We start from the raw sequence: 19,922 nt of genomic DNA on the forward strand, positions 1-19,922 counted from the left end.
ACCTTGCTCAGGCTCGGGCGGCGATCCTCGCCAGCGGCAGGGACGAGTCGAGGGCGCCGTACTCCAGGGCGCGGTCCGGGCCGAGACGGGCGGCCACGAACGCGTCGGCGATCTCGGCGGGTGCCTCCCGGATCAGGACCGCCCCCTGCAACGCCAGGGCCAGCGACTCGACCACCCGCCGGGCCGAGCCGGCGGACGCGGCCGGGTCGGCGGCGACATGGGCGATCAGTTTGCGGGTGGCGGCGACGTGCGCGTCGTACACCGGATGGGCCCCCGTCGCCGACGCGATCTCCCGGTCGAACGCCTGCACCGACTCGGGTTCGCGCGCCATGGCCCGCAGCACGTCGAGCGCGATCACGTTGCCGGACCCCTCCCACACCGCCATCACCGGCTGCTCCCGGTAACGGCGGGCCAGCGGGAACGCCTCGGTGTACCCGTTGCCGCCGAGGCACTCCAGCGCCTCGTAGGCGTGGTTCGGCCCGCGTTTGCACACCCAGTACTTGCCGACGGCCGTGGCCAGCCGCCGGAAGGCCACCGACTCGGCGTCGTCGCTGTCGTACGCCGCCGCCAGCCGCATCGCCGTCCACGTGGCCGCCTCGGCCTCCAGCTGCAGGTCGGCGATGACGGCGGTCATGGCCGGCTGGTCGATCAGCACGGACCCGAACGCGCTGCGGTGCCGCACGTGCCAGGCCGCCTCGGCGACGGACTGGCGCATCCCGGCCGCGCTGCCGAGCACGCAGTCGAGCCGGGTCTGCGCCACCATCTCGATGATCGTCCGGACGCCACGGCCCAGTTCGCCGAGCAGCCAGCCGACGGTGCCGTCCAGTTCGATCTCCGAAGACGCGTTCGACCGGTTGCCGAGCTTGTCCTTGAGCCGCTGGATCCGGAAGACGTTGCGGTCACCGCCGGGCAGCACCCGCGGCACCAGGAAGCAGGACAGCCCGCCGGGCGCCTGGGCGAGCACCAGGAACGCGTCGGACTGCGGGGCCGAGCAGAACCACTTGTGCCCGGTCAGGCGCCAGGTACCGTCGCCGGCGTCGACGGCACGGGTCGCGTTGGACCGTACATCGGAGCCGCCCTGTTTCTCGGTCATGGCCATGCCGAAGATCGCCGACGTCTTGCCGGCCCTCAGCTCCGGGTCGTACTCCCGCGAGTAGACCCGCGGCAGCCACTCGGCGGCGAGCGCGGGGGTGAACCGCAGCGACGGCACCACCGCGTGGGTCATGCTCACCGGGCAGGCGTGCCCCGGCTCGATCTGCGCGAACAGCATGAACGTCGCGGCCCGCGCCACGTGTGCGCCGGGCCGCGGCTCGGACCAGCAGCTGGTGTGCGCGCCGTGCTCGATCGCCGCGCCGATGACCCGGTGGTAGCCGGGGTGGAACTCGACGGCGTCGACCCGGTGTCCCCACCGGTCATGGCTGCTGAAGACCGGAGGCGACGTGTTGGCGAGCTCCGCGTCACGCTGGAAACCGGCCCGGCCGACGAGCTCACCGGCCGTGGTCAGCGAGCCCGCCGCCCAGCCGGCGTCGTAGCGGGTGACCGCCTCGACCAGCGCCGGGTTGGTCAGGTACTCGTTCAGGCCCGCGCGGGGTGGCGCCTGGTTGACGACGTCGTGGGTCACCGCAGCTCCTCGAGGACGGATCGGGCGGTGGCGGCGGCCGCGGCACGGGCGGCACGCAGCGCGGTCTGGTCACGTTCCAGGCGGCCGGGCAGCGGATCGCCGAGCCGTGGCGCCAGCGACAGCGTGCTCATACCGTGTGACCAGCCGTCGCGTACCTGCTGCAGGGTCTCCCGGTAGCGGTGCGGGCGGCCCCGGTAGGCGGCGGCCAGTTCCGGGTTCATCCGGCGCAGGTAGCGTTCGACCACCACGTCCGCGGCGCCGTAGGCGGGCTGCGTGCCCGGCGGCCGGGTGGCCAGCACGATCGCGTGGGTGGCGCCGCGGGCGGCCGCCGTGACCACCGGCACCGCCTCGACGATGCCGCCGTCGAGCCAGCGGCGCCCGCGCAGCTCGACCGGGTCGCCGGCGAGCAGCGGCAGCAGCCCGGACGCGTGCAGGCAGCCGACCAGGTCGTCGCGGTCGGTGAAGCCGGTGAGTGCCTCGGCCCGCCCGGTGTCCACGTCGGTCGCGACCATGACGAGCCGTTCGGAGCCCTCGGTGCCGATCAGCGACCCGAACCCGAACAGCTCGTCCACCCGGCGGACCAGCAGCGGCCCGTCGATGACCGGGAGGCCGCGGACGACCCGGCGCACGTCGATGAACTCCGGCGAGGAGAACACCTCGGCGTACGAGTCGGCCATCGGCCCGGCCGCACCGACGGCGATCGCGGTGGCGTTGACGGCACCCGCCGACGTACCGACGATCATGTCCACCGTGTCGAGGAAACCCGACTCCTCGAGGACCGCGGCCATCGCGGCGGACACGATGCCGCGCATCCCGCCACCCTCGATGACCAGCGCGACCGTGGCGCCGTCGTCGTTGTTCCCGGTGCGCCGCCGCTCGGTCAGGACCTGCTGCACGGTGGGTGTGCCCAGCCGCCCGAGACGCACCGCGGCCTTCCTGGTCGCGACGGCCGCACGCTCGGTCTGCGCGGCCGTGCCCTCCGGCTTCTCCGGGGCCACGATCGTGCCCTGCGCCACGGCCACCAGCGTCTCGGTGCCGTCCGCGGCGACGGCGTGCACCTCGCAACGGCAGGACGCCCGCCGCCCGGCCGCCAGCATCACGCTGCCGTGTGCGCGCAGTGTCACGCCGTGCGCCGGCGCGATGTAGTCGATGGTCAGGCCCGAGGTGACCACGTCGGGCCCGAGCGCGGCCCCACCGGCGAACGCGAGCGCCGTGTCGGCCGCATACGCCACGATCCCGCCGTGCACCGCACCGTGGTGGTTGCTGATGTCGGGCCGGATGTCCAGCTCGACGACGGCGCTGCCCTCGCCGAACGCGACCAGCCGGGTACCGAGCATCCGGCTGACGGACTGGTCGGCGAGCACCCGTCGAGCGCCGGCCAGCGCAGATGTCACGGTCATGAATTCCCCCCACGATATGCGGCGCCGAGCGCCCGGAAACAGAACGCCCGGATGCCCTCGGTAACGCTCGCCTGCTCGGCGGCGGACGGCTCGGGGCTGTCCGGCCGGATCCACCCGACAAGCGCCTCCGACACCGCACCCATCACCGCCGACGACGCGAGCCGGGCATCCTGCGGCACGAAGTCACCACTGAACAGCCCGTCCCGGATGATCTGCTCGCCGATGTCGGTGTAGGAGCCGCGATAGACCAGCCGCTCGGCCTCCACCACCGGACTGACCGGCTCGAACAGCAGCGCCCACGCCATCCGCCGGCCCTGCAGGGCCCGCCCGCTGAAAATCCGGATCAGCTCGCCGAGCCGCTCCGAGGCCTGCTGACCGGCGTCCGAGACGGCGGCGCGCACCAGATCGATCTCATGTGTGGCGGCGCTGCGGAACACCTCGGCGAGCAGCCGGTCGCGGCTGTCGAAATACGAGTAGACCGAGCCCACGCTGGCCTGGCACCGTGCCGCGATGGCAGCGACGGTGGCAGCCCTGAAGCCGTCCGCGGCCACCAGCGCTCGTGCCGCGCGCAGGAACCCGTCGCGCTTGTCCTCAGCGTTCTTCCTGGTCAACGCGGTCGGCCGGTAGGGCATCCGGTCCCCCCAAGCTCTGAATCCGGATTCAAGTGAAGGCAAGGAGTGAATCACGGTTCAAATCAACATCGCAACCTGGGTACGCCTACCGGCCCGCCGACCGCACCATCGCGAACCGGGGCCACATCGGGAGCCAGGCGGCCCATCTTGCCCCCGGCGCGCCCGCCAGGGCTGAAGGCGCCCCCTCCCGGTCCGGTTGATCCACCGCACATCCGGGCATGGACGGATGCATGACTGTGGTGAAGAAGCGCTTCCGGCTGATCACCGTCGACGGCGTCGTCTACCGCTGGCGGGTCCGCCGCCGGCCGGCCCACCAGGGGCCGCTCTCGTTCGCGATCGAGCGGGCCGACCGCCGTGGCACCGTCCTGATCGCCACCACCCCGGACACCCGCCCCACCGACTGGATGGGCACCGCCACCCCGCCGGACGTCCCGTCGATCGTCGCCGCGATGATCCGCGAGGCCCGGGACCGTGGCTGGCGCCCCGAGACCCCCGGTCCTGCCTTCCCCCTGACCGTGACCGCGGAGGCCTGGACCTCATAGCCCGGCGACGCGAAATAGCCGGCGACGCGAACTCCCTGAGCTGCCGAGTTGCGCCGGGCAGGTCGCTGTAATAAGAATGGTTACGATGGCAGCGAACAGCAGGGTGACGATAGCGGCGCACGCCTTGGCGTGGCTGGAGCTGGCGCGGCGACGGGGACAGCCGTGGCTGACCTCCGACGAGGTGGCCGCAAGCGTCAACACGAACCCGGTGATCCTGCGGCGCAGCCTCGGTGACCTGCGCACGGCCGGACTGGTCAAGGCACGGCGCGGGTCCGGCGCCGGTTTCGCCCTGGCCCGCCCGGCCGAGGACATCACCATGCTCGACGTCTGGAACGCGGTCTCCGCCGAACCACTGGTGGCCCTGCACAACTCCGAGCCCAACCTGGAGTGCCCGGTCGGTGCGGGCATCCGCCCGGCGCTGACCGACGTCTACGACGAGGCGACCGAGGCGTTCCGGGCCTCCCTGTCGCGCCGCACGATCGCCGGCATGCTGGAGAGGATCCTCAAGTGATCGTGGAGCTGCGGCGGTACACGTTGCGCCCGGGCCGGCGCGACGACCTGATCGACCTGTTCGACGCGGAGTTCGTCGAGTCGCAGGAGGAACTCGGCATGGCCGTGCTGGGCCAGTTCCGCGACCTGGACCGGCCCGACCGGTTCGTCTGGCTGCGTGGCTTCGCCGACATGGGCGTACGGCTGCGGGGATTGAGAGATTTCTATGGCGGCCCGGTGTGGAAGGAGCACGGCCCGGCCGCGAACGACACGATGATCGACTCGGATGACGTGCTGCTGCTCCGCGCGATCGTGCCGCCGCCGGCCACCGCACGCGAGGGCGGCAGATCCGAGATCAACGCCTTCATCTGGTACGCGGAGATCCCGTTCGAGGAGACTGCCGCCACCCTGGTGCCGGACGCGATCGCCGCGTTCACGACCGAGTACGCCGCGAACGACTTCCCCGCTCTGCCGGTGCGCGCGGGCGAACACGCGTTCGCCTGGCTGTCCCGCGACGACGCCACCGTCGAGCCGCCGCAACGACTGAAAGTGATCAGGACCGAGCGGCTGCGGCTGCACCCGACGGCCCGCTCGGCCCTGCGCTGACCGGTCCCGCCCGATAGGCGAGGACCAGCTGCAACTCGAACCGGATCCGGGGGTCGTCGAGGTCGGCGCCGAGCAGTTCCCGCATCCGGTTGAGCCGGTAACTGACCGTCTGCGGATGCACGAACAGTTCGGCGGCCACGGCCGTACGCGATCCCCAGTGCCGTAACCAGCTGGAGAGGGTGACCAGGAAGGCTTCGCGCTGGCTGTCCCGCAGCCCGGCCAGGGGTGCGAGCCGGCGTGCGGTGAGTACCGCGAGTGCCCCGGGTTCGCCGCGCAGCGCCAGCGCCGCGAAGTGGTCGTCGACGAACACCGGCCCGGCACCAGGGGTGACGAGTTCGGCGGTGCGCTCGGCCAGGCGGACGGCCTGCGGCACCTCGGTCCAGGTCAGCGCCGGCCCGACGACCGCGTCCCGGTCGTGCAGGGCTTCGGCGAGCACCGCCCGTTCGGCGCGGGGCCCGGCGCGGAGCAGCAGTACCGCGTCGCGCCCGCGTTCGGCGACGACACCGTCCGCGCCGAACCGGAACCGGGCGTCGCGGGCCTGGTCGGACGGCAGCAGTACCGGGACGATGCCATCGACGGCGGGCCAGCCGATGCCGGCCGCCGCCTCCCGGACGACCTCCGGTGAGCTGCCGCCGGCGAGCAGCAGGTCGGCCACCTGGCGGCGTCGCCGGTCGCCTTCGCCGGCCTGTTCGCGCAGCTGGCGGGCCAGGCCGTCGGTGCAGGCGGTGGCGAGCTCGTCGATGAAGGCGCTTGTCGCGTCGGCCAGGTCGATGACCTCGGCGACGCTGACCGGCCGTTGCTCGGACAACGCCAGGGTCGCCTCACGCAGCAGCAGCCGGGCGGCGATCCGCAGCGACGCGAGCACGGTCTCCGGGCCGCGGTTCTCCCTGGCCTCGGCCGCGCCGAGCCCGACGAACACCTCACGGATGCGGGGCGGCAGGGCCGGTTCGCCGGTCCCGGCGAGATCGACGAAACGATCAAGGGCGACCTTCACGGCGGTACGCACGTCGCGCCGGAACTTCTCGCCGGCGCCGGCGGTTCCGGTGTGCTCGCCGACCGCGGCGGAGATGGCCTGCACCGCGTCGGGCAGGCGGGGGCGCATCGCGGTCGCGAAGTCACCGGGCAGGTTGAGCCAGGGCGTAGTCATCGCCACCGATTTTGTCACGCCGTGATAAGCCGGCCCCCGATTCTTGCTGTTTCACCGATGATGCTTCGGCGCGGCCCACGGACGACGATGGTTTCGGTAGGAACCTGCGACCTGAGGATCAGCCCGTGAAACATCGCCTTTCCCGCCGGCACGTCGTCGACATGTGCCGGACGATGCTCGACCGCGGCTACCTCAAGGCGACCGAGGGTAACGTCTCGGTCCGCATCCCCGGCCACGAGCTGTATGCGGTCACGCCGAGCAACTACGACTACGACAAGATGCGCGTCGAGGACATCTGCATCGTCGACTTCAACGGCAAACACGTCCCCGACCCGGGCGGCGCCGGCGGTCTGGTCCCGTCGATCGAGTGCGGCATGCACGCCAACGTCTACCGTGAGCGCCCCGACGTGAACGCGATCGTGCACACCCACCAGCCATACGCGAGCGCGCTGGCGTTCCTGCGCAAGCCGATCCCGGCACTCACCGACGAGCAGGTGCGCTTCCTCGGCAAAGAGGTCGCGATCATCGACTACGCCCCGTCGGGCACCGGCTTCCTGGCGAAGAACGTGCAGAAGAAGGTCGCGAGCGGCGACAACGCGTTCATCATCGCCAACCACGGCGTGGTGGCGCTGGGCACCGACCCGGACCGCGCGGTCTTCAACATGGCGCTGCTGGAGAAGGTGTCGATCGCCTACCTGATGGCGCTGACCAGCGAGGCCGGCAAGGTCTACACGATTCCCGACACGATCCGTGAGATCGCCTTCAGCAAGCTGAGGAAGGACGAGAAGCGGATCGCCGCGCAGATCACCGAGGCGGTCGAGCCGGTCCGCGTGCCGGAGGACGAGGAGCCGCCCACCAGCAGCACCGTCGAAGCCCCGGCAGAAACCGCGAGTGCGGCCGAGCTCGGCTACTCGATCAGCGAGTATCTCGACGTGGACGACACGATCCGCCGGCTCAAGGCCCTGGTCGCCCAGCCTCTGCGCGGTCTGCGCCACGACGCCCTGCTCGACACGCTGAACTACTTCGAGACCAAGTGCACGGCCTCCAAGGAGATCACCGAGCGGGCCAAGAAGCGCATCCCCGGCGGTGTGCAGCACAACCTGGCGTTCAACTACCCGTTCCCACTGGCGATCGACAAGGCCGAGGGCGCCTACCTGACCGACCGCGACGGCAACGTCTACATCGACTTCCTGCAGGCCGGCGGCCCGACGATCCTGGGCAGCAACTACGGGCCGGTCAACGAGCGCGTCGCCGAGGTGATCCGTGAGTCCGGACCGGTCACCGGCCTGTTCCACGAGTACGAGTTGAAGCTCGCCGAGATCATCCACCAGTACATGCCGCACATCGAGATGTACCGGTCGCTCGGCTCCGGCACCGAGGCGGTCATGGCGGCCGTCCGCGCGGCACGGGCGTTCACCAAGAAGAAGATGGTCATCAAGGTCGGCGGCGCCTATCACGGCTGGTCCGACACCATGGTCTACGGCCTGCGCGTGCCCGGCTCGTTCCGGATGAACGCGAAGGGCATCCCGTTCGGCGCGACGGGCCGCACCCGTGAGGCCTTCCCGCACGATCTGGGCCTGCTGAAGCGCAAGCTCATCGAGAACCGGCTACGCGGGGGCACCGCCGCCGTCGTGGTCGAGCCGCTCGGCCCGGAGTCCGGCACCCGCCCGGTGCCGAAGGGCTACAACGCCGCGGTCCGCAAGCTGTGCGACGAGTTCGGCGCGCTGCTGATCTTCGACGAGGTGGTGACCGGCTTCCGCACCGGCCTCGGTGGCGCCGCCGGCTACTTCGGCGTCACCCCCGACCTGACCGTCCTCGGCAAGGCCGTCTCCGGCGGCTACCCGATGGCCGGTGGCGTCGGTGGCCGCGCCGACGTCATGGCGGTCTTCGGTTCCGGCCTCGACGGCAAGCACGGTGCGCACATCCAGGTCGGCGGCACCCTCTCGGCCAACCCGCTGTCCTGCGCCGCCGGATACTTCGCGATCCAGGAGATGGCCCGGACCAACGCGCCGGTGATCGCCGGCAGGGCCGGCGACCGGCTGACCCGAGGCCTGCAGAAGCTGATCGACAAGTACGGCCTGCCCTATGTCGCCTACAACCAGGGTTCGATCGTGCACCTGCAGTCCAGTGGCGTGCTGATGCTGGACATGCGCAACCCGGTCAAGCTCTTCAAGGAGAACAAGGGCCGCAAGACGCTGATGGAGCAGATGGGCGCCGCCTACGCCGCCCACGGCATCATCACGCTGGCCGGTTCGCGGATGTACACGTCGATGGCCGACACCGACGAGGTCATCGACGAGGCGCTGACCCGTTTCGACCAGGTCTTCGCGCTGGTCGAAGGAGTCTGACCTTGGCACCGGTGTCCGGCGTGGCCCTGCCGCCGCAGGTTCTGGCGATCGACCTCGGCACGTCGGGGATGAAAGCGGCGCTGGTCGCGGCCGACGGGACGGTGACCGGCTGGGCGGAGCGCCCGGTGCCGCTGGTGGTGCTGCCCGGCGGCGGCGCCGAGCAGGATCCGGTCGCTTGGTGGGACGCGCTGGCCGAGGTCGTCGCCGACCTCGGCCGGGCCTTCCCCGACCATGTCCGCGCGGTGACGACGATCTGCTCGTCGACGCAGGGCGAGGGCACGATCGCGGTGGACGCCGACGGGAACCCGCTGACCAGGTGCATCAGCTGGCTCGACATGCGGGGGGCACCGCACCTGCGTCGTCAGTTCGGCGGCTTCCCGTCGTACGACGGCATGTCGGTCTTGAAGATCGCCCGCTGGCTGCGCCTGACCGGTGGGATGCCGTCGGTGACCGGTAAGGATCCGGCAGCGCACATGCTGCTCGTCCGCGACGACATGCCGGACGTGTACAGAAAGACCAGAACCTTCCTCAACGTCCTCGACTGGATCAATCTGAAACTGACCGGCCGCACGGTGGCGACCGTCGACTCGATCCTGACCTCGTGGGTGACCGACAACCGGAAGGCCCCATCCATCCGGTACTCCCCCGCGCTGGTCTCCGCCAGCGGGATCGACGCGGACAAGTTCCCGCCGATCGTGGCCTGCACCGAGGTGATCGGCACGCTCGCCCCCCACGCTGCCGATCACCTCGGTCTCCCCCGCACGGTGCAGGTGGTGGCCGGCGCCATCGACAACACCGCCGCGGCGATCGGCGCCGGCACGATCCGCGACAACGAGACCCATCTCTACCTGGGTACCTCGTCGTGGATCGCCGCGCACGTGCCGAAGAAGAAGACCGACGTGACCACCGGCATCGCCTCCATTCCGTGCGCGATCCCGGACCGCTACCTGATGACCGCGTTGCAGGCCACGGCCGGCGCCAACCTGACATGGCTGCGCGACAAGATCGTCGAGTACGACGACCCGATCGTCAGCGCCGGTCACGTCTCCCGGGACGAGGGCACGATCTTCGACGCCTTCGACAAGATCATCCCCAGTGTCCCGGCCGGGGCGAACGGCGTGATCTACACCCCTTGGCTGTACGGCGAACGTGCTCCCGTCGACGATCCGAACCTGCGGGCCGCGTTCCTGAACATCTCTCTCGACACCACCCGTTCGGACCTGCTGCGTGCCGTCTTCGAGGGGGTCGCGCTGAACACCCGCTGGCTGGCCAAGGCGGTCGACAAATTCCTGGGCACGCCGGTCTCGTCGATGGTGATCACCGGCGGAGCCGCCCGTTCCGACTCGTGGTGCCAGATCTTCGCCGACGTCCTGGGCGTCGAGATCCGCCGCGACGCCAACCCGGTGACCGTCAACGCCCGAGGCGCCGGCTGGATCGGCGCGGTCGGCGCCGGCCTGATCTCGTTCGACGACATCCCGGCACTGACCCGCAACGACCACGCCTTCACCCCCGGCGCCAACCACGGTCGTTACCTGGAGATCTATGACATCTACCAGGACCTGCACAAACGGCTGGCGCCGGTCTACCGCCGGCTGAACCGCCCGGCCTCCTGATCGAGCCCGGGGCGACCGGCCGCCATCGGCCGCCCCGGGCTTTCAGCCTTCAATCACGGTGGCCCGCCCACTCGCGCCCAGCCCTGCTCAGTCCGCCCCTGCCCGATCGGCCCTGCTCAGTTCGCCGTTGCCGGTCGGCCGTGCTCAGTTCGCCGTTGCCCGGTCGGCCCTGCCCAGTTCGGCCCTGCCCGATCGGTTCCGCCTGGCCCGTTCAAGGTCGTCACCGTCGTCGCAATGCCTGCCCCGATCACAAGCTGCCGTGCCCCAGCCCTGTCGTCCGCGCACGACACCAAAGGGTCACGTCCGCTGGCGTGGTGCAGGAGTCGGCCATCACTGATCCGTGCGGGTTGCTGCTGCGCAGCAATCTTGGCGAGTTCGGCGTCTTGGCCGGTGGGTGACGGGTCACGTCCGCCGGGGTGGTGCAAGAGTCGGCCATCACTGATCCGTGCGGGTTGATGCTGTGCGGCAATCTCGACGGGTTCGGTTGCTTCGCGTCTTGGCTGGTGGTGACAGGTGTGAGGCAAGCTTTGCGGAGCAAGTCCAGGCCCATGTAGCGGCGTCCTTCGACCATTCGTCGGTCTGCCCGGCCGGCACATGACGGCGCATCTCCGACGAGAACACCAACGGCCTGCTCCACCAGTACTTCGTCAGGAACAGCGACCTCAGCGTGCATACCACCGATGACCGGACCCCGGTGGCGACCGGAATCGACAACCGTTCCCGCAAGATCCCCGGCTGGTCCCAGCGGTTCCCCGATCACTCGGCGAAGCCGAACGCCCAGGCATCCGCGGTTCGCTCGCGCTCGTTCAACAGGAGTTCGCGGCTCGGTCGGTCAATGGTCTCGCGGAGAGGCATCGCTCAGCAGCGTGCGATTGCTGCCGATGGAATTAGCGCGAACCGCACTGAGATCGGGTTGCAGTGGGATCAGCCGTGAGTCGGCCACCGCCGATCGGCGTCTCGTGGTCGACCCTGACCGACGCCGGCGACCCTGACCGAGGCCGGTCGCGCGGCGCCGGTTCGGCCCCGAGCAGCCAATCGCCGCTGACCAGGGCCGATCAGGCCCGCGACAGTGGCAACATCTGGAGGTACTGGGGCCCTGCTGGCCACCGGTCCGGCACCGTATGCCGCACCGGGGCACTGAGAGGTTCATGATGGTTGACACGGTGACCTCGGCCGGCTCAGCGGAGCCGACGGGACTGTTACGCAACAAGAAGATGCGCCGGCATGTGCTGATCAGCGCCAGTGTGCTGGTGGCCGCGATGGTGACGTTCCTGCCGCTGTGGACGCTGACCAGCAGCCACTTCGACAAGGTCGAACACCGTGATGCCGTCCGGCAGGCAACCGGGTTGCAAGCGGCGTTGAACGCCCAGGCCCAACGGCTGATCGACTTCGGGATCACCAACTCGGTGTGGACCGGCGCCGTCGACGTCATCCGCACCGGCGACCCCGCCATGGCTCTGACGAACTTCCCGCCGCACCTGATCGGCGGTGCCTACCACTTCGCCGGGCTGATCGCGGTGAACCGGGCGGGGCAGATCCGCGGCGGCGGCCTGGTCGTCGAGGGCCTCTACCAGCGTCAGCCGGGCCAGTTCCCCGACCCGCAAGTCATGCAACGCATGTGGCAACCCGACGCAGCCCCGGGAACACCGTCGTGCGGCCTGGTTGCCATCGCCCAGGCACCACACCTGTACTGCGGATTCCCCGCCCACCACACCGACGGCAGGGGCAGCAGCAACGGCGGCCTGATCATGTTGAAGCCGGTCAACGACGCTCTGCTCACCACACTGTCCGAGGCAGCCGACGCCCGGGTGTATCTCAACTCGGACCCCGGCCGCGCCCAGGTGGCCCACGGCGAACTACCCACCCTGCTCGGGCCCATGACGGTCAACACCGCTCTCGCCGACCACGCCATGACCGCGCACGCCACCGTCACCGGGGTCGACGGGCAGATCGTCAGCCTGCACGCCGTCCGGGACCGGCCCATGCGCGAGATGGCCTCCACCACCCTGCGCATGGTGTTGCTGGCCGCTGCGGGATTCACCATCGTGATCGTCGTGCTGATGATCCTGCTGGTACGCAGCAGCGTTCAGGTGCAGATCGGCCCACTACTGCACACCACCGAGCGGATCATGAAATCCGGTGACCTGAGCCTGCGCGTGCCCGCCGCCGGCGGGGGCCACATCGCCGCGCTCGGCCGGACCATCAACGCCATGCTGACCACCCTGCAACAACAGGAACAGCAGATCCTCCACGCCCATGCACGGGAGGAACAGCAGCTGAACACCCGCCGCCTGGAAAGTCTCGGCCAGCTAGCTGGTGGGGTCGCTCACGACTTCAACAACATTCTGGCGGTGATCAGCAACTACGCAGAGATGATCTCCGAGACGCTCGACTCGCCGGTACCGGACCCGCAGGACCTGGCCGACGCGCGTCAAGACATCGGCCAGATCAGCCGTGCCGCCGAGCGCGCCACCCGGCTGACCAAACAGCTGCTCGCCTTCGGCCGCCGCGACATCATCCAGGCCGAGACCCTCGATCTCAACCACGTCATCGGCGACATCGAGCCCATGCTGCGCCGCACCATCGGCGAACACATCCATCTGGTCACCAAGCTGGACCCGCAGCTGTGGCCCACTCACGCCGATGTCGGTCAACTCGAGCAGATCCTGCTCAATCTGGTGGTCAACGCCCGTGACGCCATGCCCGGCGGCGGCACTCTGGCCATCGAGACCAGCAACACCGAGCGCAGCGATCACGACGTCAGCGACGGCTCGCCCCTGCAGGCCGGACGCTACGTACGCGTACGGGTCAGCGACACCGGCAGCGGCATGCCAGCCGAAGTCATCGAACGCGCCTTCGAGCCCTTCTACACCACCAAACCCAAGGGCTCCGGCACCGGCCTGGGACTCGCCACCGTGCACGGCATCGTCGCCGCAGCCGGCGGCGACGTGAGCCTCTACTCCGAGAACGGCATCGGCACCACCGTCACCGTCACGCTGCCCGCTGTCGACACTCCCGCGGACACCGACACCTCCGACCCCGACAAGAACCTCGAACCGGTCATCGGCATACCGCCGCACGAGACCATCCTGATGGTCGAGGACGAGGGCGACCTGAGAGTCATCACCGGCCGCATCCTCACCCGCGCCGGTTATCACGTTCTCACTGCCAGCGGCGGTGAACAGGCGATCCACCTCGCCCAGACCCATCCCGGCCCCATCGACCTGCTGCTCACCGACGTGATCATGCCGGAGATGACCGGCAACCAGGTCGCCGCCCGCGTCGAGGCACTCCGGCCCGGCATCCCGGTGCTCTACATGTCCGGCTACGCCGAACCCGTTCTCGCGGAGAACGGCACCCTCCCCGAAGGCGTGACCATCATCGAGAAGCCCTTCACCAGCAAGGAGCTCCTCGACTACATCCGCATCCGCCTCCACCGAACCGAGAGCCGGCGTGCCGATGGCTTCTTCGTCAACCAGTGAGGGCGATGCCGAACCGGCCCACCCGGCTCCGCCCCGCCCGCGGGTCTTCCGTCGGCGGCCGCCCCCACGGGTCAGGGCTCGCCGTACGACAATGGCGCGATGCCGCCTGATCTGCTGTGGGACGACGTCCGGGTCGCTTTCAACGCCGATCTGAAGGCCTGTGCGTTCCCGGCACCTCGATCGAGGACTGGCAACGTGGCAGACAAGGTCGTCCTGCTGGAAACGCTCCCGCCGGACGCACTAGCCACCCGATGATCTCGAGCGAGGACGGATATGCGGATCAGCCACGATCACGGGCTGTCGGGTTTCCTTGCGGGGCTCGACGGTTTCGCCCGGTGCGCCGCGAGTCTCGATGACCGTGAACTCATGGCGGCCAGCCGATGCACCGGCTGGACCGTGGGAGACGTGGTCGTGCACGTTCATCTCGCACTGCAGGAGATGCTTCTCGGTCTGGTGAGTGTCACCGGCGAGCAGGCCGACACCGATGCGAGCGACTACTGGCGTGCGAGGTCTCGGGCCGATGCCGGCGACGAGGACGAGATGGCCGGTCTGCGGTTCGTCCGGCTTCTCGGCGCGGCGTACCGCCGGCCCGCCGGTGCGGTGCGGCACCTCCTCCCGACGGTCGAGGGCGTACGGGCCGCCGCGTCCCGTCTGGAACCCGGCTCGGTGCGCTTCCAGGGGCATGTGCTGGCGACCGGTGACTTCCTGGCCACGTGGGCGGTGGAACTCGCCGTCCATCACCTGGACCTGGGCCGCGACCTGGAGCTGCCGCCGCCGGCGCCGGCTGCGCTGCGGCTGGCCCGTCGGACCGTCGAGGATCTGGCCGGCACCGATGTGCCCGGGTCCTGGCCCGACGACGTGATCGTGCTCCTCGGCGCGGGCCGGGTCCGTGCCGACGCCGCACAGTGCGCGGAGGCGCCGGCGTTCACCCGGCGGCTGCCCGTTCTCGCCTGAGGCCTAGCTGTCTCGCCGGAGACCGGCCAGGACGATCTCCAGGTACCGCCGGGTGAGCGGGGGACGTTCCTCCGGCGTCGCGTGGACGGTGCCGGCGAAGACCACCCCGCACATCAGCCGTACCACGTCCTCCGGTGTCAGGCCGGGGCTGACCGCACCCGCGGACCGCGCCCGGTCGAGCAGCAGCGCGCTGACGGTGTTCAGGCGATTCACGAGTTCGGCCGTTTCCGGGAGAGCGTGGCCGGCGGCCGCATAGACCGGCTGGACCGAGGCGTCGGCCAGTTGTACGCCGATGCCGGCGGCCAGGTACCCGGCGAACGCCTCCCACGGGTCGTTGCCGGCGAGGGCCCGGTCGGCGGCGTCCGCGAGTTGTTCGAGGGACGGCCGGGCGAGGGTCTCCAGCAGCGCTTCCGGGGTGGGGAAATGCCGGTAGACGGTGGCGACGCCGATGGATGCCGCACGGGCGACGTCGTTGAGCCGCAGCGGTGTCCCGTCGTTCACGAACTGCCGGGCGGTGTCGACGATGTGCTGCCAGTTGCGGGCCGCGTCCTTGCGCAGCGGGGTGACGGTCACGTGACGAGCATAACCGGATAGCTCATCCACATCATGTTACGTTGAAGTGGATAGCTCATCCGTTTCAAGGAGGCGTTCCATGGAGACCATCGACGTGGCCGGCCGTACCCGCACGTACACGCTCGTCACCCCGGAGGACGGCGACTACGACCGTCTGCTGCTGGTCTTTCACGGCTCCACCCAGAACGCCGGCGTGTTCCGCGCCTTCACCGGCAACGCCTTCGACCGGCCGGCCGGTACCGCGGTCGCCTACCTCGACGGATTTCGCGGCAACTGGAACGACGCCCGCAAGGCCAGCCGATTCCCGGCCCGCACGCAGGGCATCGACGACGTGGCGTTCACCGAGGCCGTCGTCAAACGGGTCGCCGACGGCCGGGAGACCTTCGCGGCCGGCTACTCCAACGGCGGCGGCATGGTGATCCGCCTGCTGCACGAGCGACCCGACCTGATCGCCGGCGGCGCCGTCATCGCGGCCCAGCAGCCGGCCCCGGACAATTTCCTCACGCCCGGGCTGCCCGTGGTTCCGAAGCCGGTGCTGCTGATCCATGGCACCAAGGATCGGATCGTGCCGTACGGCGGTGGCGAGATGGCCGCCTGGGCGCGTGCCGTGTTCCGGGTCGGCGGTGGCATGCTGTCCGCGCCGGAGACGGCCGCCTACTTCGCGCGCCGTAACGGCATCACCGCCGCCCCGGTCACCACCGAGCTGCCGTCCGGCGACGGGACCCGCACGACGGTCAGCCGCACCGATCACCGGCAGGACGGGCGCGCCCCGGTGACCCTTTACACCGTGCACGGCGGCGGCCACACCATCCCGGGGCCGAAGCCGTCCCCGGCACTGATGGGACGCACCGCGACCGACCTGCACGCCGCCCGTACGATCGCCGATTTCTTCGGGTTCTGAACCGGCTTCCCGACAGTCACCGGCTCGACGGCGGCCCGTCCCGCGACTCGCCGCACACCGGGTTCTTCGCGCGGATGACCCGTACCGGCGAAGTCAATGTGATGTTCATGATCAACCGGGTGGCCGGGAAGCCGCGACGCCCGGTCGCGGCGCCGGGCCGGACCGCCGATGGGAGAAAGACGCGGATCGCCCTAGCGTGGTGATCGACATCCGCATCGCCGGGGAACCCGGGCGCGGCACCTGATCGGAGACCGATGTTCCACCGCACCGCCACCGACCCGACCGTGCTCCGCGGCCTCACCCAGCGACGCCTCGGCCGCCGCGACGCGCTCCGGGCCGGTGGGCTGTCCGTGCTCGGCGCCGCCCTCGCCGCGTGCGGGGTGCCGGGCCAGGGCCGGCCGCGGGAGGTCCCGGCGTCCTCGCTGGCGTCGTTCTGGGACGGCAAGGTGCGCAACGGCCGGATCGACTTCGCGAACTGGCCGCTGTACATGGACCCGTCGAAGCCGGAGCTCGCGAAGTTCACCGAGCGCACCGGGATCGAGGTGCACTACCAGGAGGTCATCCAGGAGATGGGCCCGTGGTTCGCCAAGGTGCAGCCGCAGCTGTCGGCCAAGGAGCCGATCGGCTTCGACCTCATGGTGATCACCAACGGGATCCAGTTCGGCCAGTTCCGGGCGGCCGGTTTCCTGGCCCCGCTCGACCATTCGCGGCTGCCGAACTTCGCCGCGAACGCCGCGGAGAAGTACACGCGGGAGTCTTTCGACCCGGCGAACGTGTTCAGCGTGCCGTGGGCGTCCGGCATCACCGGCATCGCCTACGACCCGGCCAAGGTGAAACGGCCGATCACGAAGCTTGCCGACCTGTGGGATCCGGCGTTCAAGGGCAAGGTCGGCATGATGTCCGACGTCTCCGAACTGGCGAACTTCGGGCTGCTCGCGGCCGGCTTCGACCCGGCCGGCTCCGGCGAGGCCGAGTGGCGCAAGGCCGCCGCCAGGCTTCAGCAGCAGAAGGACGCCGGGCTGGTCCGCAACTACTACGAGCAGGACTACCTCGACGCCCTCGGCAAGGGCGAGATCTGGATCTCGCAGGCTTGGTCGGGTGACATCTTCCAGAAGAACCTGAGCGAGGGTACGAACCTGAAGTTCGTGGTCCCGCAGGAGGGCGGCACGATCTGGACGGACAACCTCGCCATCCCGGTCACCGCGGCCAACCCGGTCGACGCCCTCATGCTGATCGACTTCTTCTACGAGGTGGAGAACGCCGCCTCGCTCGCCGGCTACATCAACTACGTCTCCCCGGTTCCGGCCGCCCGTGCCCGGATCCGCAAGGACGCCGCCGCGCTGTCCGGTGCCGACCGCGAAGCCCTGGAGCAGGTGGCCGCCAGCTCACTGGTCTTCCCGAGCGACACCGACTACGAGAAGCTGCACTACTACGTGGGCTTCGACACCGCCGAGGAGCAGAAGGACTTCGCCGCGCTCTTCGAGCCGATCACTCTGAGCTGAGCCGACGCCGAGGGCCTCAGTGGGTGAGCAGGCGCCGGATCTCGGTGGCCACGGCCGGTGAGGTGATCGGCGACCACGCCGTGAACAGGCCGGTGAAGTAGGCGCGGTGCTGGTCCAGCCGGGCCGGGTCGTGTTCCAGCACGTCGAGCTCGTTGACGGTCGACAGGTCGACGAACGGGGTCAGCTGCCAGTCGGCGAGCCGGACGACCGCGCCGGTGAAACGGTCGGTGATCTGGTGCGTGGCCGCCAGATCGGGCCAGGACCGGTCGCGGTCGCACGCGGCGTACAGATAGACCAGCTCCTCGGCGTGCGGCCCGATCAGGTCGCGCAGCGTCTCGCGGTCCCGCCAGAAGAGCAGTGCCAGGTCGAACCCGTCGGTGCCGTACGCCGCATGCGTCAGCCCGGCGAACTGGACGTGCTGGTCGTGGCCGAGCGCCGCCAGGCGCTGCTGAACCCGGCACAGATGGGCGTAGAGGGTGCCGCCCGGATGCTTGACGGTCTCGGTGCCACGTTCGCGCAGCCACGCCCGAACTTCCGCATCGACGCTCATGGACCGAATGTACGACCAAGATCAACGATCCGCCACAACCCCCGGGTCAACGGCATCTGCCTCGGTGTGACGGGACGGCCGGGCCCGGCGTACCGCCGGAAGGAACCGGCCGTGACCCGCGTCTCAGGTGGGGATCGGCGCGGTCACGGCGGGTCCCCGGGACTACAGCCCGGCCTTCTTGACGCCGTATTCGGCCTGCTTGGTGGTGAAGCCCTCGAACTTGAGCTGAGTGATCAGCCCGGAACGGGAGAACGAGCTGTACTCCAGGTAGTCCTCCGCCTTCCGGACGGCCTGCTCGTTCCAGTTCGCCTTCTGCGCGTCGACCCCGAAGGTGGCGTCCTTGGTGGAGAAGCCCTCGAACTTGAGCTGCTTGATCAGCCCGGTCCGGGAGAAGCCGGAGTACTCCAGGTAGCTGGCGGCCTTCTCGACGGCGTTCTCCTGGGCGACGGTCAGCTTCTTGGTGGGCTCCGCAGTCGGCTCTGCGGCGGCCTCGGTGGTTGGTGCGGCGGCAGGCGCGGTGGTCGGCTGCCCGGCCGAACCGAGACTGCCCTTGTACTCACCGCACAGTTCGGTGTCCCACAGCGCCGGGTCGTACGCGCGGTTCCCGGCGGTCATGTCGATGCACGTCTGGAGCTTGTCGATCGACGCCTGGTCCGGCGCACCCGTCGACTCGGTGTTCGTGGCGCCCGCCGCGACGGGTGCCGTGACGGGAGTCCCGCCGCCTCCGCCCATGGCGAGGCCGATGACGACCAGACCGGCGAAGAGGCCGCCGCTGACCAGACCGGCCTTCTTGTGCGGGCCCATCGGGCTCTTCGGCGCCGGAGGGGCGGGGTACGGGGGAACAGACATCAACAAATCTCCTCGTGTGTGGGCCGGCTCTGCGGCAGCGCTTCCGGACCCACCGTTGAAACGGGCCGTCAACAGGGTAAACGCCACAGCCGGCGAATCAATCCGCCCTCCGTGTCAGCGCGGTGCCTGCGAGGGGGCACGACCGGACCGAAAATCGGAGTGTCCTTGCCGCTGACGGCGGAGCCAGTCTGGATCAAGGCACGGGGCGGTCACGGCTGCAGCTCACGAACGGTACGGGCGACGGTGTCGTAGGAGCGCGCGGCGACACCATGTCCCGTCCGGGGCGGCAGGCCCGCCAGCAGCGCCAGAGCGTCGGCTCGCTGCGCGTCCGGCAGGTTGAGGGCCAGGCTGACGTGCGGCACCCAGGCGGCCGGGGCGTGCAGCGGATTGACCGAGCCGACCGCCCGCCAGACCCGCTCGTGCAGCGCGCGCAACCGGGGCGACTCGATCGGCCGGACCAGCGCCCGCCCGAGCAGGCGAACCGGTCCCAGAGCGATCGGCACCGGCAGGTCCAGTTCCGGCAGTCCCGCCAGCGAGGCGGCGGCGACGAGCGTGACATGCGGCCGGTTGGTGGGGTGTCGGTGCGTGGCGAGGCTGCGCAGTCCGGCGGCGTGCAGCGATTCCCACAGATCACGGACCGCGGCCTCCAGGTCGTCGTCCAGCAGCAACTCCACGGTGAGCACGGTCACGTCTCCCACTGTCACAGATGGCGA

Annotated in this window: 17 protein-coding genes; 9 read left to right on the forward strand and 8 right to left on the reverse strand. The window is 70.1% G+C overall.

Annotation, left to right across the window (positions count from 1 at the left end; genetic code table 11):
* Positions 1-7 precede the first annotated feature (7 nt).
* The 3 genes from AB0G04_RS38340 to AB0G04_RS38350 are packed head-to-tail and all read right to left on the reverse strand — an operon-like array spanning position 8 to position 3,653.
* Positions 8-1,621: an acyl-CoA dehydrogenase family protein gene (locus AB0G04_RS38340; protein ID WP_360993637.1), complete on the reverse strand. Its 1,614-nt coding sequence runs from the start codon at positions 1,619-1,621 to the stop codon at positions 8-10.
* Positions 1,618-3,021 carry a patatin-like phospholipase family protein gene (locus AB0G04_RS38345; RefSeq protein WP_360993640.1) on the reverse strand — a complete coding sequence of 468 codons (1,404 nt, stop codon included), beginning with the start codon at positions 3,019-3,021 and terminating at the stop codon, positions 1,618-1,620. Before AB0G04_RS38345 ends, AB0G04_RS38340 begins: the two co-directional genes overlap by 4 nt.
* A complete protein-coding gene (locus AB0G04_RS38350; RefSeq protein ID WP_360993643.1) occupies positions 3,018-3,653 on the reverse strand; it encodes a TetR/AcrR family transcriptional regulator in 636 nt (211 codons plus the stop codon). The genes AB0G04_RS38345 and AB0G04_RS38350 overlap by 4 nt, the downstream gene beginning before the upstream one ends.
* 230 nt (positions 3,654-3,883) lie before the next feature.
* Between AB0G04_RS38350 and AB0G04_RS38355 the strand changes: the two genes are divergently transcribed.
* From AB0G04_RS38355 to AB0G04_RS38365, 3 genes are all read left to right on the forward strand, one after another.
* Positions 3,884-4,195 carry a hypothetical protein gene (locus AB0G04_RS38355; RefSeq protein ID WP_360993646.1) on the forward strand — a complete coding sequence of 104 codons (312 nt, stop codon included), beginning with the start codon at positions 3,884-3,886 and terminating at the stop codon, positions 4,193-4,195.
* An 85-nt stretch (positions 4,196-4,280) separates the two neighbouring features.
* The gene (locus AB0G04_RS38360; protein ID WP_360993649.1) at positions 4,281-4,706 is read left to right on the forward strand and encodes an Rrf2 family transcriptional regulator; all 426 of its coding nucleotides are present in this window, start codon (positions 4,281-4,283) and stop codon (positions 4,704-4,706) included.
* Positions 4,703-5,290 carry an NIPSNAP family protein gene (locus tag AB0G04_RS38365; RefSeq protein WP_360993652.1) on the forward strand — a complete coding sequence of 196 codons (588 nt, stop codon included), beginning with the start codon at positions 4,703-4,705 and terminating at the stop codon, positions 5,288-5,290. The genes AB0G04_RS38360 and AB0G04_RS38365 overlap by 4 nt, the downstream gene beginning before the upstream one ends.
* Here the strand turns inward: AB0G04_RS38365 and AB0G04_RS38370 are convergent.
* Positions 5,238-6,437 carry a helix-turn-helix domain-containing protein gene (locus AB0G04_RS38370; RefSeq protein ID WP_360993655.1) on the reverse strand — a complete coding sequence of 400 codons (1,200 nt, stop codon included), beginning with the start codon at positions 6,435-6,437 and terminating at the stop codon, positions 5,238-5,240. The genes AB0G04_RS38365 and AB0G04_RS38370 overlap by 53 nt on opposite strands.
* A gap of 125 nt (positions 6,438-6,562) precedes the next feature.
* Between AB0G04_RS38370 and AB0G04_RS38375 the strand changes: the two genes are divergently transcribed.
* From AB0G04_RS38375 to AB0G04_RS38390, 4 genes are all read left to right on the forward strand, one after another.
* Positions 6,563-8,785: an aminotransferase class III-fold pyridoxal phosphate-dependent enzyme gene (locus tag AB0G04_RS38375; RefSeq protein ID WP_360993658.1), complete on the forward strand. Its 2,223-nt coding sequence runs from the start codon at positions 6,563-6,565 to the stop codon at positions 8,783-8,785.
* An 11-nt stretch (positions 8,786-8,796) separates the two neighbouring features.
* Positions 8,797-10,398: an FGGY-family carbohydrate kinase gene (locus AB0G04_RS38380; RefSeq protein ID WP_360993831.1), complete on the forward strand. Its 1,602-nt coding sequence runs from the start codon at positions 8,797-8,799 to the stop codon at positions 10,396-10,398.
* A gap of 1,148 nt (positions 10,399-11,546) precedes the next feature.
* The gene (locus AB0G04_RS38385; protein ID WP_360993661.1) at positions 11,547-13,880 is read left to right on the forward strand and encodes an ATP-binding protein; all 2,334 of its coding nucleotides are present in this window, start codon (positions 11,547-11,549) and stop codon (positions 13,878-13,880) included.
* Positions 13,881-14,153: 273 nt separating this feature from the next.
* Positions 14,154-14,834 carry a maleylpyruvate isomerase N-terminal domain-containing protein gene (locus tag AB0G04_RS38390; protein WP_360993664.1) on the forward strand — a complete coding sequence of 227 codons (681 nt, stop codon included), beginning with the start codon at positions 14,154-14,156 and terminating at the stop codon, positions 14,832-14,834.
* A 3-nt stretch (positions 14,835-14,837) separates the two neighbouring features.
* Here the strand turns inward: AB0G04_RS38390 and AB0G04_RS38395 are convergent, their stop codons facing one another.
* Positions 14,838-15,407 (reverse strand): TetR/AcrR family transcriptional regulator, encoded by a 570-nt coding sequence (locus AB0G04_RS38395; protein WP_360993667.1) that lies wholly within the window; start codon positions 15,405-15,407, stop codon positions 14,838-14,840.
* 79 nt (positions 15,408-15,486) lie between these two features.
* Between AB0G04_RS38395 and AB0G04_RS38400 the strand changes: the two genes are divergently transcribed.
* Positions 15,487-16,308, forward strand: coding sequence for a hypothetical protein (locus AB0G04_RS38400; protein ID WP_360993670.1), 822 nt, complete (start codon positions 15,487-15,489; stop codon positions 16,306-16,308).
* Positions 16,309-16,562: 254 nt separating this feature from the next.
* Positions 16,563-17,810, forward strand: coding sequence for a spermidine/putrescine ABC transporter substrate-binding protein (locus AB0G04_RS38405; RefSeq protein WP_360993672.1), 1,248 nt, complete (start codon positions 16,563-16,565; stop codon positions 17,808-17,810).
* A 16-nt stretch (positions 17,811-17,826) separates the two neighbouring features.
* Here the strand turns inward: AB0G04_RS38405 and AB0G04_RS38410 are convergent, their stop codons facing one another.
* The 3 genes from AB0G04_RS38410 to AB0G04_RS38420 form a co-directional block, all read right to left on the reverse strand.
* Complete coding sequence (locus tag AB0G04_RS38410; protein ID WP_360993675.1) at positions 17,827-18,360, reverse strand: DUF6817 domain-containing protein; 534 nt, start codon at positions 18,358-18,360, stop codon at positions 17,827-17,829.
* 162 nt (positions 18,361-18,522) lie between these two features.
* A complete protein-coding gene (locus AB0G04_RS38415; RefSeq protein ID WP_360993678.1) occupies positions 18,523-19,209 on the reverse strand; it encodes an Ltp family lipoprotein in 687 nt (228 codons plus the stop codon).
* Between the two features lie 209 nt (positions 19,210-19,418).
* On the reverse strand, positions 19,419-19,898 hold the full coding sequence (locus AB0G04_RS38420) for a 2'-5' RNA ligase family protein (protein ID WP_360993681.1): 480 nt from the start codon (positions 19,896-19,898) through the stop codon (positions 19,419-19,421).
* Between the last annotated feature and the right edge of the window lie 24 nt (positions 19,899-19,922).

The sequence above is a fragment of the Actinoplanes sp. NPDC023801 genome (genome assembly GCF_040639655.1).
Classification (GTDB): Bacteria; Actinomycetota; Actinomycetes; order Mycobacteriales; family Micromonosporaceae; genus Actinoplanes.

Coding starts and splice junctions, on each gene's coding strand:
- AB0G04_RS38355 (WP_360993646.1), top strand. CDS start 3,884: ATGACTGTGGTGAAGAAGCGCTTCCGGCTGATCACCGTCGACGGCGTC.
- AB0G04_RS38370 (WP_360993655.1), bottom strand. CDS start 6,437: ATGACTACGCCCTGGCTCAACCTGCCCGGTGACTTCGCGACCGCGATG.
- AB0G04_RS38385 (WP_360993661.1), top strand. CDS start 11,547: ATGATGGTTGACACGGTGACCTCGGCCGGCTCAGCGGAGCCGACGGGA.
- AB0G04_RS38390 (WP_360993664.1), top strand. CDS start 14,154: ATGCGGATCAGCCACGATCACGGGCTGTCGGGTTTCCTTGCGGGGCTC.
- AB0G04_RS38400 (WP_360993670.1), top strand. CDS start 15,487: ATGGAGACCATCGACGTGGCCGGCCGTACCCGCACGTACACGCTCGTC.
- AB0G04_RS38360 (WP_360993649.1), top strand. CDS start 4,281: ATGGCAGCGAACAGCAGGGTGACGATAGCGGCGCACGCCTTGGCGTGG.
- AB0G04_RS38405 (WP_360993672.1), top strand. CDS start 16,563: ATGTTCCACCGCACCGCCACCGACCCGACCGTGCTCCGCGGCCTCACC.
- AB0G04_RS38415 (WP_360993678.1), bottom strand. CDS start 19,209: ATGTCTGTTCCCCCGTACCCCGCCCCTCCGGCGCCGAAGAGCCCGATG.
- AB0G04_RS38345 (WP_360993640.1), bottom strand. CDS start 3,021: ATGACCGTGACATCTGCGCTGGCCGGCGCTCGACGGGTGCTCGCCGAC.
- AB0G04_RS38350 (WP_360993643.1), bottom strand. CDS start 3,653: ATGCCCTACCGGCCGACCGCGTTGACCAGGAAGAACGCTGAGGACAAG.
- AB0G04_RS38410 (WP_360993675.1), bottom strand. CDS start 18,360: ATGAGCGTCGATGCGGAAGTTCGGGCGTGGCTGCGCGAACGTGGCACC.